Origin of the sequence: Thalassomonas sp. RHCl1, assembly GCF_947387555.1 — a bacterium.
Lineage (GTDB): Bacteria > Pseudomonadota > Gammaproteobacteria > Enterobacterales > Alteromonadaceae > Thalassomonas.
This window is the reverse complement of the sequence record NZ_CANDNZ010000006.1, coordinates 357,238-370,530: the sequence shown is the minus strand read 5'-3', so window position 1 is coordinate 370,530 and position 13,293 is coordinate 357,238. Positions and strand designations below refer to the sequence as shown.

The window sequence follows — 13,293 nt, the reverse complement described above, 5'->3', positions numbered from 1 at the left end:
GTTTCCCATGGAACTAAAACAGGCAGTAACGCTGCGCAAGCGGTAGCTCTGTTGCCGGCTCGCAGGTTAACAACTCGCCGTTGGCCCGCACCTCATAAGTTTGCGCATCCACTTCTATTTTTGGCTGCCAGTCATTGTGCACCATGTCATTTTTACTGATATTGCGGGTATTGCGGCATTGCCCCACCATGCGGGTCATGCCGGCTTTTTCCGGTACCTGCGCCTCGATTGCCGCCCCGGATAAAAAAGTCATCGAGCTGGCAGCACTGGCCTGGCCAAACGAGGCAAACATAGGCCGGTAATAAACGGGCTGCGGCGTGGGAATAGAAGCATTGGCATCTCCCATGGGCGCAGCGGCAATAAAGCCGGATTTGATGATCAACGCAGGTTTAATGGCAAAAAATGCCGGTTTCCATAACACCAGATCCGCCAGTTTGCCCACTTCCACCGAGCCGACTTCATGACTGATACCATGGCTGATGGCGGGGTTGATGGTATATTTCGCCACATAACGCTTGGCGCGAAAATTATCATTAGCTTCCTTATCCGGCGACAGCGGCCCGCGCTGCTCCTTCATTTTATGGGCGGTTTGCCAGGTGCGGGTGATCATCTCCCCCACACGGCCCATGGCCTGTGAATCGGAAGAAATCATGCTGATGGCCCCGAGATCATGGAGGATATCTTCGGCGGCGATACTTTCTTTACGGATACGGGAGTCGGCAAAAGCGACATCTTCCGGTATCGCCGGATCCAGGTGATGGCACACCATCAACATATCCAGGTGTTCGTCTATGGTATTGACGGTAAACGGCCGGGTCGGGTTGGTGGAAGAAGGTAAAACATTTTCCTCGCCGCAGGCCTTGATGATATCCGGCGAATGGCCGCCGCCGGCCCCTTCGGTATGATAGGTATGGATAGTACGCCCCTTAAAGGCGGCAATGGTACTTTCCACAAAACCTGACTCATTTAAGGTATCGGTATGGATCGCCACCTGGACATCATAAATTTCCGCCACCGACAAGCAATTATCGATAGCCGCCGGGGTAGTGCCCCAGTCTTCATGGAGTTTCAAGCCGCACGCCCCCGCCTTGATCTGCTCCTCCAGCGCCTGTGGCAGGCTGGCATTGCCCTTACCGAGAAAACCAAAGTTCATCGGCATATCATTGGTGGCCTGCAACATCTTGGTGATATTCCACGGCCCCGGGGTACAGGTGGTGGCATTGGTGCCGGTCGCAGGTCCGGTGCCGCCGCCTATCATAGTGGTCACCCCCGACATCAGGGCTTCATCCACCTGCTGCGGGCAGATAAAGTGAATATGGGCGTCTATGCCCCCCGCCGTCACTATCTGGCCTTCACCGGCGATCACTTCCGTACCCGGACCGATTTCAATATCGACATTATCCTGAATATCCGGATTACCCGCCTTGCCTATCGCGGCAATACGCCCAGCTTTGATGCCGATATCTGCTTTGACTATGCCCCAGTGATCTAATATCAGGGCATTGGTGATCACCAGATCCGGACTTTCGACACTGGACACCTGGCTCTGTCCCATGCCGTCGCGGATCACCTTGCCGCCGCCGAACTTCACTTCTTCACCGTATTCGGTGTAGTCGTATTCCACTTCAATCCACAAATTCGTGTCCGCCAGCCTTACCTTATCGCCTGTGGTTGGCCCGAACATATGGGCATAGGCATCTTTATCTATATTTGCCATCTGTTAATCCTCCAGTTCGCCCATAACATCACCGCGAAAGCCATAGATATGCCGCCGTCCGCGGTAGGCCACTAAAGTAACCTCCCTTTCCTGCCCCGGCTCAAAGCGCACCGCCGTCCCCGAAGTGATATCCAGGCGGAAACCTTTGCTGGCCTCGCGGTCAAATTTAAGCGCCGGATTCACTTCGTAAAAATGATAATGGGAACCCACCTGGATCGGACGATCGCCGCTGTTGGCGACTTTGAGGGTAAGTTTCTCCTGACCGACATTAAGTTCGTGTACGCCGCCATCGGTCTTGATTTCACCTGGGATCATATTTCCTCCGTTAAACTATGGGTTCATGTACCGTCACCAGCTTAGTGCCGTCGGGAAAAGTGGCTTCAACCTGCACTTCCGCCACCATTTCCGGCACCCCTTCCATCACCTGCTCCCGCGTCAGTAAGCTACGGCCAAAATCCATCAGCTCGGCCACGGTTTTCCCGTCCCGCGCCCCTTCGATGACTTCCATCGAAATATAAGCCACCACTTCCGGGTAGTTGAGCTTTAATCCCCGGCCTAAACGCCGCTCTGCCAGTAGTGCCGCAGTAAACAGCAGCAACTTGTCTTTTTCTCTGGGTAATAGTTCCATAGGTTTCCACTCGTTTTATTTATTCGTTGTTCACACTTGCCCGGCAACATCAGGTAAACCAGATGCGCGGCTCGCTGATCTCCCGGTTCAGGCATAAAGGCCGCACCAGCTGCCAAATACCGGTAAAGAGCAAGCGGCACTGCTGTGCGCTATTGCCAAGATAACGGGCCACTAAAATGCCATTGATATCGCTGATGCTGATATGTTGCTGTGCCTGACCTTGCTCCAGATATGCCCGGATATTGTCAATCAGCGCCTGTCTTTGTTTGCCGTCACCAAATAAGGCACCGGCAGCAATGATGAAAGTGCCAAAGACACTGTTGCCGCCAAGCCCGGCGGGATGTGTTAATAAGCCATTTTCGGCGTTAATATGAATACGGTCGTGATAAGTTAATGCTTGTTCCAGGTAAATGCGGTTTACCTGGGTAAAACCACCGCTGTTAAAGGGCTGCTCCGATTTCGGCAGCCCCAGGCAAACGATATCCCAACCGAGATAACTGCTTTGACGGCTCAGATGAATATCCAGCGTACTGACGGCATCGGCGCCGTTATATACCAGGATTTCCAGGGGAAAGTTTTCCAAAACCGCCTGCTTGGCCAGCTTCAGGGTAACTTGCTGGCGCTGCTTGCTCTCCCCCAAGCGGGTATCGCAACGCGCCCGGTAAAAACGATTGGCCCCCGGGGTGGTCAGCAGGGCATGGGCTTTTTCATTAACCGAGGCAGAAATCGCCAGGCAGTCGCCGGAGACTATGCCGGCGGGAGGATGTAATAAATACAGATGGGCGCAATCGGCCCCCTCGGGATAAAAGGCTTTTTGCACCGACAGGGGCCCATGACGTTTAACCGAGCTTAGTTTAGTACCGTAAGCACCAAAGCTAAATTCCAATGCCAGCCTGGCAAACCAGGCTCTTTTACCCAAAGTTGCAGCGCTTATCTTAGGGATAACTTCTTTTTCCGGCGTGCTTGCTGCAATGCGCTCTTCGGTCAACATATGCAGCCCGCCAGTTTACTCCCCGGCAAATTGTTCTGACCCGCTTGTTTTTGTTGTAACCGGGTTATCATCATTTCTTCCTTTTCCTTCAGGCAAAGCTTTATTACTTTTATGGCTAAAGAGTAATCGCTCCTTTATTTTGCACCTTTTTAGTGCCTGGTGATCACCGGCGCACCAAATTAGAGCATAGACTATTTTCAAACATCCGCCCCTGTGTACAAATGAGCAAAGTAGCCGCGCTTGCTGCCTGCGGCCTTTAGCAGCCAGCCAACCGATGCTTAGCTAAATAAAGCATTAAAAACATGAGATTAACTCACGAATATTCATCTTCATCTGAGCAATTACTATGCCTGTAGCAGCTAAATAGCCGTGGCAGGCTGTTTGTACGGACTTGGCAGAAGGAAATAACGGCTAGAAGGTAAAGTTTGCCTGCAGGCTGAAACTGCGTCCCTGATCGAGAAACTTTATCGGGTCCGGTCCCCTGGGATTGGAATAAAAGTTTTTATGGTTAAAGGCATTTTTTATCGTTGCTGTCAGAGAAGCCAAGCCGGCATTACCGAAAGTGAATTCTTTACTTTTCAGAATAATATCTAAGGTGTGATAACTATCCACTTCGACAATTTCCCGATCGGCATTTTCATTAAAAGCCTCGGTATCGACTTCGCTGGTATATTTTGTTATCGCGCTGACTTGCCAGTGACTATCCAATATCCGGGTGATACCGGCTGCCATTTTTATCTCGGCAACATCCAGCTCTTCGGAAACATCAACACCGTTGAGCCAGAAGAACCCCTGATAGCGGCTTAATTGCCACTGCATGGATAATTCAAGCCCATCGGCTTCTTTTTTGCCGATATTGCGATCTATGCCATCGGTAGACTGGCGATCTTCGGCAATAATATTTTTAGCTTCACTGTGATAGAGACTGAGCTTATAGCTGACAGCATTATTCGGCCGATGATCATAAACAAATTCCGTAGTGGTGATATCCGAAGGGTTGAGATCTTTATTGGTACTTAATTCAAACAGGGTCGGCTCCCGAAAAGCTTCACCATAAAGCAGCTTCACCGACTGGTTTGCACTGATATTATATTGCACTGCCCCCCTGACAGTATTAACGCTGCCGTATAAATCACTGTCATCATGGCGGGCCCCCAATGTCAGCAAGAACTTACCCTGCCAGAAGCTTTGCTGATCCTGAACATACAGGGATTTTACCTTGTGTTCGAGAAACGGCTCGGTGGCATCAAAACTGCTGAGTTCGAATTGCGGTTTCGCCTGATCCAAATGTTTGTAATTCAACCCCAAAATCAGATAGTTATCCAATTCCTGATTGTTGATATCGTATTGCAGGGTATAGTTTTTCAGATGGGTCCATTCCTGGGCAAAGCTCAGCAGCGGCGGCGGGTTGCCGAGATCGAGATTACGCAGGTTAAAGTCATAAATGGTTCTTTCCCGCACAAATTGATAATCGAAGGATAACTTATCCCCGTTTTCCCGGGTTTGCTGATAACTCAGATAAGTACGCAGCTGATCTTTAGTTTCCTTGAAATTGCTATAAATCAGCTCGGGATTCTCTATGCCGCCGCCATCCCGGCTGTTGCGCACATCCACGCCGAGCTCCAACTGACTTGAGTCGCTTAACTCCCTTTGGTAATTAAGCAGCAGGTTCAGCCCTTCATTATCGTCTTTATAGGGGAAACCGGTGCGCATAAAACCGGCTCTGAGCTCCTGGTTCAAATAACTGTATTCATCTGTTAATACATAGTCAGAATAATCCGGGTCTTTAAGATCTAGGTAGCTGGCATGCAGGCTTAAGCCCCAAGGTTTTTCCCGGTGTATCCATGAGTAGTTGATTTGCGCACTTTCCAGCTCATCTTCCCCCCTGGCATAGACCATGGACATGTATTGTCCCGGTGCGGAATTGTCGCTGGTTTTGGTGACAATATTAATCAAGCCAACAAAAACATCGGCGCCATAAAGAGAGGAGGCTGGCCCCTGGATCACTTCCACCCGCTTAACATTATAAAGGGGATATTGATGGACGATATGCGCCTTGTTGCGACTGATTTCATCGGCATCCCGGCCATCAACCAGTATCCGGGTCTGCGCCCAGGTACCGGTAAAACCTCTCTGTCCTCCCTGCAGCCAGGAATGGGGATCACCATATTCCACCCCGCAGGTATATTTGAGTACATCTTTAAGGTCCCGAAAGCCATAACGGCTAAAGTCCTGTTCGGTAAAAATATAAACGGTTGCCGGGATTTGGTTTAACGGCTGCTTATGCTTAGTGGCAGAGGTCACTTTAAGCTCAGACAGCTGCGCCAGGGAGAGGCTAAAAAGCTTGTTGGCATCTTCTTCTGCACTGACAGCAAAACAGTTCAGGGCCAGGAGATAGCAAGCAGCAGATATGCCCGGGTGAGATAAGCATCGCATAAGGTATTGTCCAGACAGAAGCTGACAATAACTATTTTAGCTTACCCTTTATTTTATGCCTTGAAGTTGACGGCAGATAACAGCGGGAATTAAAAAGAGAACCGAGTGGAGCAGAACAGCGCTGCCGCATTAGCAGCGCTGAAAACAACAAGTTAAGAAAAAGGCTTAACCAAAAATCATGCGCATTAAATTCAGCACATCTTCCACTTTTTTACCCTTTTCCACTTCGGCAACAATAGAGTCGCGTTTTGCCAGGATATGCTCGGGAATATCTTCAGCGGCCAGGGCACGGTCTACCAGCATGGCGGCAGTATCTTTGCTGCGGCGGCCGCTTGTTCCTGCAGCCCGCTCAGCCTTCACTTTCACCGGCTTATTCAATAATTTCAGATAATTGGAGTTTTCAGCCGTTTGCTTGTCGGCATAAAACAACATATCGAGTAAGATCGCCCTGTGCTGCCACAGGAACAGTTCCTGTTCATCTTCCGGCGCATCTTGACGCCACCAGGCCATATTGCGTACGCTGCCGATCAGGGCAGTGAAATAATCGTCAAAACTCTGGTTGCCTAAACGCGGAATGCCCACCCCCTGGCAAATGCTGTCGATTTTGCCGCTGGTCAAGACCACAAACTGGTCCGGGCGGCGCATCGCCAATAAGCGGGTGGCGGGGGCCAAGGTGGCTTTTTCACCGATTTTATCGAAGGCAAGTTTAAAATCGCGGACAAACGCCTGATAATCGCTCTTGGTCACTTCCCCGGTTAACGGGATATGCGCCAGGGCAGTATCAAGCAGCTCAGGGTACTGGGCCAGGACATTGTGAAACGCTTTCGCGCCCTTAGTGCCGCCAAACCATTCGACATCAAAGTTATACACGGCGGTATCATGGCCGCTGGTGTGCTTGCCGGCAAAAGCCAGGCGGTCTTCATTGATCATTTCCGCCAGCGGCGTGGCTTTTATTTTCTCAATAAAAGTCAGCAAGCGGCTGCGTTCTTCCAGGGCATGGATCTCGGCCTGCTCCTGCAAAAAGCCGACATAAAACGGCCAAGGCGCAATACAGGACATACGTAGCTGGCTGACGCTGGCGCCAAGCTTCATCAGGTCGATCAGTTTATTTAACGGCTTAAACTGCGCTTCGTCCAGTAAGTCACGATTAACTTTGAATAAACAAATTTCCGCCAGCTCACGGCACCATAAATTAAATTCAGCGGGGTGATTTTCAACTTTCACCGCCATCAGGTTTAAACTGATGTCAGATACCTGTTTCAGGGCATTTTGATAAATAATGACTTCATTGTCGGATAAAGGCATTTTAGACGGGGAAGTTAATAGCTTTCTCACTGTGTACAAGCGCTCCGGAAATAAAAACCACTGGCTGAGTGGCAGAATTATTAAATTGGGTCGTGCATCATACGGATTTTTAGTTTGAAGACAATATTGACAAACAACTAATTTCTTATCAAATGAAGGGAATTTATCGATTTTTAATTAAATTTCAGCGACTTTTTAAACTGGTAAAAATATCGTCAATCATCATTTCCAGCTCGGCTTTACCTGCCTGGCTCTTGGCATATGCCCTGAGCCCCATAAGCTGCATTTGCAGCCATTTCGCCAGCCGCTGACAGTCGGCGCCGGACGACAACTCCTGCAGCTCCCTGGCCCGCAGCAATATCTGCTCAAACTTACCTTCCACCAGCAATAACGCCTGCTGGGCGGCGGCGATCAGCTCTTGTTGTTCTGCCGGCAGCTCACTTAAGGTTTTTGCCAGCAGGCATAAACGGCACTGGGCAGGCTCCTCCTCCCCTAAAGTGACATGATGAATAAAGTTTTTTAATCCCACCAGCGGGCCCGAAGCATCAAGCTGAAAGCGATCCAGAGCTTGCAGGCATTGCTCGCCGTAGCACTTGATCACTTCCTTAAATAAATTGTCTTTACTGCCGAAGCTGGCGTAAATGCTGCCCGGGCGCATATCCAGGTGCTGCTGTAAATCACGCATGCTGGTGCCGCCAAAACCCTGCTGCCAAAAGAGCAAGGTGGCTTTATCTATCACTTCATCCCGATCAAATTTTACTTTATTGGCCATAACAGCTTCACTTTCCTACTTTTCTACTTTCCTTTAGTTAAGGGTTAAATAACATCCAAAAAACAAAATTGAACACTTGTTCAAATATAACTTGAACGATCGTTCAATATCAACTAATGTTTATTAAAGCATGAATATAAACTTGAACATTTTCTTTATCCAAACACTGAAAAAATCGAGGTAAACAGCCATGAGCAGCTTTGAACTACATACATCAGCAACAGCGCCGCAAGCAGCAAAACCCCTGCTGGAACAGTCGGTGAAATCCTTTGGTATGATCCCCAACCTGCATGCGGTCATGGCAGAGTCTCCCCAGGCGCTCGAGGCATACCAGCAACTGCATGCCTTATTTATGCAATCGTCCTTTGATAAAGAGGAATTAACCGTAGTATGGCAAACCATCAATGTTGAGCATCAATGCCATTACTGTGTGCCCGCCCACACCGCCATCGCCCACAGCATGAAAATTGATGAGGGCATTATCACGGCATTGCGGGATGAAAGCCCTTTGCCCAGCGATAAACTGGAAACCTTACGGCAAACCACCTTACTGATGGTAAGAAACCGCGGCGTGATAGATGCCGCCGATATAGAAAAGTTTTATGCCGCCGGCTACCAGAAAAAACACCTGCTGGATATAGTGCTGGGCTTGTCCCAGAAAGTGATGAGCAATTATGTTAATCACCTGGCACAAACCCCGGTTGATGAACCGTTTCAAGCTTTTAGCTGGCAAAAGCAATAACCCCGCACTTTACGTACAACAGCACATATGCAAAAAACACCGGGGGACTCTCCCCCGGTGCAACCCCAAAGCCCAGACTTATATTTCTCCCTGCCCGTCTAAGGAAAATCCCGGACAATTTTCCGCCTAAAGTTCATTTTTACGCCATTTTTTATCCCTGCCTCTTGTTTACCTCAACAGATATGGCAGTTTTCCTGTCAAATTTTGTCATCGGACCTGTAAGGGGAAGGTATGCCCCATCAGAATAAATTAATGAAAATACATGAAATATCCGTTGTTAAAAGCTTCTCCCCTCAGCAATAGAGTAAGTGTTTTTATCTTGCTATTGCTGAGTTTTTTTATCACCGCCGCCAAGGCACAAACAACCGAGCAGGCCTTTAAGGAGCGCCAGCAGGCACATAACCAGATTGCCGCCGCCAGCCCCTCCACCAGCGCCATGCCGATACTGGCGGCCCTGGATATCAGCAACCCTTCAGTGGTGGATGATTTGCTCGACGACTACCGCAGCTCAGACAAGGCAGATTTCACCCTGATCAAGCTGATCCGTGTCCTCAACCTCAGTGACGAATACGACCAGCAAATCACCGACGGCATCCAAGACTCCGGTGTGCCCCTGTGGCTGGAGTCCGGCGAGAAAAGTTATATTTACTGGTCGGAAAACCATATGATCATGTGGCTCTCTTCCGCCTGGCTGCTGGATGAACATCACAACAAGGCTGCGGACAGCTTAATGCGCCAGCGTTTAGTGCATTTTCTAGAGCTGAAAAACAACTACGGTTTTTATGAGTTCCTGTCCCCCAACTACTTTCCCTATACCATGTCGGCGCTGCTGAATTTGGCCGACTTTTCCCGGGATCAAACCATTAAAACCCTGGCCACAGGGGCGGTGAAACGCCTGTTAACGGAAGTATTATGGGCCACCAATGATCGCGGGGTCTTTTTCCCGGCAGCTGGACGTTCCAATACCGGCAAATACCTCAACGCCTATACCGCCAACCACAGCAAGGTTATCTATGTGCTGACCGGCCTGGGCCAAGAGCCAACGAGTGCCAGCGCCGGCAGTGCGTTTATCAGCACCACAAACGTGGACATGACCTCAGTGATCGAAAGCTGGTCGGCGGTTGAGAATAAAACTGTTGCCAATGGCCACAGCACTACGGCCTCCGTCAACAGCAGTCTCTCCCGCCAGGACAGGGTATTGTTCCAGTGGAGCTTCGGCGGGTATTTCCATCCCGATACCTGGTCCGATACGTTCTGGGGCATAGACGATTATTACTCGCTGGAAGAGCACCAGTCGTTTAAAGATGTCGTCACGCCGCTGCGCCTGCTGGGCAAAAACCTGACACCGACTTTTACCCGCGGCTCCAACCTCTCAGGGCTGAATGTCGATATCTATAAAAACAACTCCGTGGTACTGAGCTCGCTTGGCAACCACTACGGCGGTTATATGGGTTATCAGACCTGGCCCTGGGTTGCCACGGTGGAAGATATTGCCGTCTGGAGCCAGTCCGGCGAAGTGAAAAGCTTTAACAGCCGGGGTAGCCAAACCAACAACACCCACCTGCCGAAAGTGATCCAACAGGATAACCTGCTGATGGCCATCTACTGGCCCAATTCTGAAATCAATGCCGGCGATCTCTTTGGCCCGCTCGATACCGATGTCAGTCTGCACTGGCCAAGCGAAGAGTTTGATGAAAGCCAGGAAAACGGCCGCTGGATTATCGGTCGCAAAAACGACTCTTATATTGCCGTCTTTCGGGGCTGCAGCAGCAAGATCAACGGCGAATATGGCTGCGAAGGTAACCGCGGGCGACAGCTTTGGGGAGCTTATGTCGGCAATAGCAGCACCCATGGCAATTACCAGAACTTCCTCAACAGCATAGATAATGCCTCTTATTACAACTCCCTGGATTTCCATTTCTCCTGTTTTTGCAACCGCTACCATGTGCGCATCACGGTAGACGGCAACAAGATTGACCATTACTGGAATGATTAATCCTTTATTGATGCATCAAATAAAAAATTAGCATCACTGCCCTTGCAAATTATTGCCCGGGCTTATCCCGGGCTGATAGCTAAGGCCCGGAGTTTTATCATACGCTCCAGCCAAGCCGGTACACATTTTCCACACATTTAACAAAAAATTTCACAGCAAATAAAAACAACTTTAAATATCAATAAATTAACATCACACCCATTTCCATTTTTACCCCATATTACCTCGATATACTGATCATTATTAACTCCTCATCCAGCAGAAACAGATGATCTTTATGCATAACAAACTGAAGTCATTTTACGCTTTCCTGATAATTTCCATCCTAAATGCCGGTAGCGACAGCAACTGCCGCCGGGGGAAGTCATCATGCTGAGCTTTATTAAAAAAGCCTATACCGGCTACCGCTATTACCTGGCTTATCTGTTACTGAGCACTATCTTTATTTGTTGCCTGATATTGTCCAGCAGCGCCCTGCTGAGCAATAAGGCCTATGGCCACGCCTTAAAGGAGAATACCGCCAAAATCACCCTCAGGGACGGCCAGGTGGAAATCTTGCTGCAACTGGATCTGGCACACTGGCAAGCCAGGTTGCAGGACAACCAGGCCTGGCTGACGGGACAGATATCGGAACTCATGCCCGTCACATTAACGCCGGAGCAGCAAAGCCAATTCCTGAAAAGCCTGCTGATCAAAAAAACCCGCTTAGCTATCAATGACGAAAAGCTGATATTGGAGCGGATAGCTTTTTTACCGCAGAACCATCATGGCTTTACCCCGGTCAAACTCGCCGGCAGCCACGGACAAACACAAGTTACCCACCTGGAGATGCACTTTCCGCCATCGCTGGGGGCGATTTATACCAGCATAGTCAAACCCCGATACCAGATGATCCCGGCAGGACAAAGCGCCCGGGTTGCCTTTGGTGCACAAACTCTTGCCAAAACACACCAACACCAGAATACGGATAAACACTAAGTCACATATTAAGGAGATATCTCATGAAGCTTAATTTAATCACCCCGGCCTGCCTGCTGGCATTAACCTCTATGGCCCAGGCCTTTATGCCTGAACCACCGCCAAGACCGCCAAGTCCCGGTGGCCAGCCCCCACCCCAGGCAATCACAAGTTGTCAGGATCAGGCTGAATTCAGCCAGTGCCAGGTAAGCCGGGGCAACCGGGTTGAAAACGGCTATTGTGAGTTTACCCCGGATCGGCAATATTTTGCCTGCAACCCGAGAAGCCCGGGACCCGGCTCAGAACCAGGGCAAGAGCAAGGGCAAGGACAGGAAGAAACCACCCCGGAGCCGGACCCGGCAGCGGCAAATTTCAGCTTAACCAGCCCGGTGATGACGGACGGCGGTAACATGCCAAAAGCTTATACCTGTGACGGCAACAGTATTTCTCCGCCGGTAAGCTGGCAGGGCACACCGGCACAAACCACAAATTTCGCCTTGTTAATGGACCACCAGGCCCCCGACGGGGGGAACCACTGGTACTGGATAGACTATGACATTCCCGCCGAAATCAATGCCATCGCCAGCGGAGAACTGATCGGCACCTTAGGCACCAACAGTGTCAACGGCCTTAATGAATATACGCCCCCCTGTTCCCAGGGCCCGGGAGATAAAACCTATACCTTCACCCTGTATGCCTTATCCGATAATGCCAACCTGGGCGATCCGGCCGCAGCGGACCGGGAAACCTTGCTGACGGCCATTGAAGATATCACCCTGGCCTCGGCAAGTTTAACCGTCAGCTATGCACGTGATCTTAATTCGGGTACAGAAAGCGGCGTCGAAGGCAACATCAGCCCGGGCGCCTGCCAGCGGATCTCAGATTCCGTCACCGCCGGCGGTTTTGATGATGTGGTGGTGAGCTGTGATGAAAATTATGCCTATATCACCTCAGATACCTATCCGGCTCACGATCTGATGAATGGCATTACCGGCACCAACGAGCAAATTCCGGTACCTGCCATCAACTATGCCGCCCCGATCAAACTGCTACCGCAACTGGCCAACAGCCCGACCACAATCGATGCCGCCGTCGGCGTCGCGGTGAACGGCGTACCGATTTACGATTATTCCGCCCAGGGAGAATTAGATATTTATAACTATGACCCCAACAGCGATACCCTGGTTTTGGGCCAGCTGGATAACTGCGGCGGCCATGCCGGTCGCGGCGATGATTATCATTACCACGCTTCTCCCAACTGTATGATTGATGCCATACCGGATAAAGCCGACGATACCATCATAGGTTGGGGTTACGACGGCTATCCCCTGTACGGCAATAACAACCCGGACGGCTCGGTGATTCAGGACGGTGCTTTAGATGTTTGTAACGGCCAGCCCGATACCAGTTATGGCTACCGCTACCATACCTCAGAGGCGCCCCCTTATATCATCCAGTGTCTGGTGGGTGAAGTGAATACCGCTATCCTGCCGCGTGTCAGCCCGTTAAGCGGCGACAGCACAGGCGCCCGCGCCAACCTGACTCCGCCGCAAGGAGATGTTGACAACCTCAGCCATGTCATTGCCCAGGACGGCAGCCGCACCATGAGCTATGACTACCGCGGCCAAAATTACTACGTGACCTACCGGCCATCGCCAAGCTCAGCCAACTGCTATGATTTCGAACAGAAAACCGTCAGCAGCGGCGGGAGAATGGAAACCGGCACTTATTGCCGCTAAGCCCAAAAAG

At 50.4% G+C, this 13,293-nt stretch carries 11 protein-coding genes; 4 read left to right on the top strand and 7 right to left on the bottom strand.

Going from position 1 to position 13,293, the window contains the following annotated elements; all coding sequences use genetic code 11:
- Positions 1-13 precede the first annotated feature (13 nt).
- The 7 genes from ureC to QL234_RS18680 all read right to left on the bottom strand — a co-directional run bounded on the left by ureC (position 14) and on the right by QL234_RS18680 (position 7,849).
- Positions 14-1,717 (bottom strand): urease subunit alpha, encoded by a 1,704-nt coding sequence (gene ureC / locus QL234_RS18710; RefSeq protein ID WP_281559312.1) that lies wholly within the window; start codon positions 1,715-1,717, stop codon positions 14-16.
- 3 nt (positions 1,718-1,720) lie between these two features.
- Positions 1,721-2,032: an urease subunit beta gene (locus QL234_RS18705; protein WP_044834234.1), complete on the bottom strand. Its 312-nt coding sequence runs from the start codon at positions 2,030-2,032 to the stop codon at positions 1,721-1,723.
- Positions 2,033-2,042: 10 nt separating this feature from the next.
- Positions 2,043-2,345, bottom strand: a complete 303-nt coding sequence (locus QL234_RS18700; RefSeq protein ID WP_281559311.1) for an urease subunit gamma — start codon at positions 2,343-2,345, stop codon at positions 2,043-2,045.
- A 49-nt stretch (positions 2,346-2,394) separates the two neighbouring features.
- Positions 2,395-3,336, bottom strand: coding sequence for an urease accessory protein UreD (locus QL234_RS18695; RefSeq protein WP_281559310.1), 942 nt, complete (start codon positions 3,334-3,336; stop codon positions 2,395-2,397).
- 411 nt (positions 3,337-3,747) lie between these two features.
- The gene (locus tag QL234_RS18690) at positions 3,748-5,772 is read right to left on the bottom strand and encodes a TonB-dependent receptor (RefSeq protein ID WP_281559309.1); all 2,025 of its coding nucleotides are present in this window, start codon (positions 5,770-5,772) and stop codon (positions 3,748-3,750) included.
- 165 nt (positions 5,773-5,937) lie between these two features.
- The gene (locus QL234_RS18685; protein ID WP_281559308.1) at positions 5,938-7,107 is read right to left on the bottom strand and encodes a hypothetical protein; all 1,170 of its coding nucleotides are present in this window, start codon (positions 7,105-7,107) and stop codon (positions 5,938-5,940) included.
- Between the two features lie 154 nt (positions 7,108-7,261).
- Positions 7,262-7,849, bottom strand: a complete 588-nt coding sequence (locus QL234_RS18680) for a TetR/AcrR family transcriptional regulator (protein WP_281559307.1) — start codon at positions 7,847-7,849, stop codon at positions 7,262-7,264.
- 190 nt (positions 7,850-8,039) lie between these two features.
- Here QL234_RS18680 and QL234_RS18675 point away from each other — a divergent pair, with 190 nt between their 5' ends.
- The 4 genes from QL234_RS18675 to QL234_RS18660 all read left to right on the top strand — a co-directional run bounded on the left by QL234_RS18675 (position 8,040) and on the right by QL234_RS18660 (position 13,283).
- Positions 8,040-8,591: a carboxymuconolactone decarboxylase family protein gene (locus tag QL234_RS18675; RefSeq protein WP_281559306.1), complete on the top strand. Its 552-nt coding sequence runs from the start codon at positions 8,040-8,042 to the stop codon at positions 8,589-8,591.
- Between the two features lie 262 nt (positions 8,592-8,853).
- Positions 8,854-10,587: a hypothetical protein gene (locus QL234_RS18670; RefSeq protein WP_281559305.1), complete on the top strand. Its 1,734-nt coding sequence runs from the start codon at positions 8,854-8,856 to the stop codon at positions 10,585-10,587.
- 369 nt (positions 10,588-10,956) lie between these two features.
- The gene (locus QL234_RS18665) at positions 10,957-11,565 is read left to right on the top strand and encodes a hypothetical protein (RefSeq protein ID WP_281559304.1); all 609 of its coding nucleotides are present in this window, start codon (positions 10,957-10,959) and stop codon (positions 11,563-11,565) included.
- Between the two features lie 23 nt (positions 11,566-11,588).
- A complete protein-coding gene (locus tag QL234_RS18660; protein WP_281559303.1) occupies positions 11,589-13,283 on the top strand; it encodes a YHYH protein in 1,695 nt (564 codons plus the stop codon).
- Positions 13,284-13,293 lie beyond the last annotated feature (10 nt).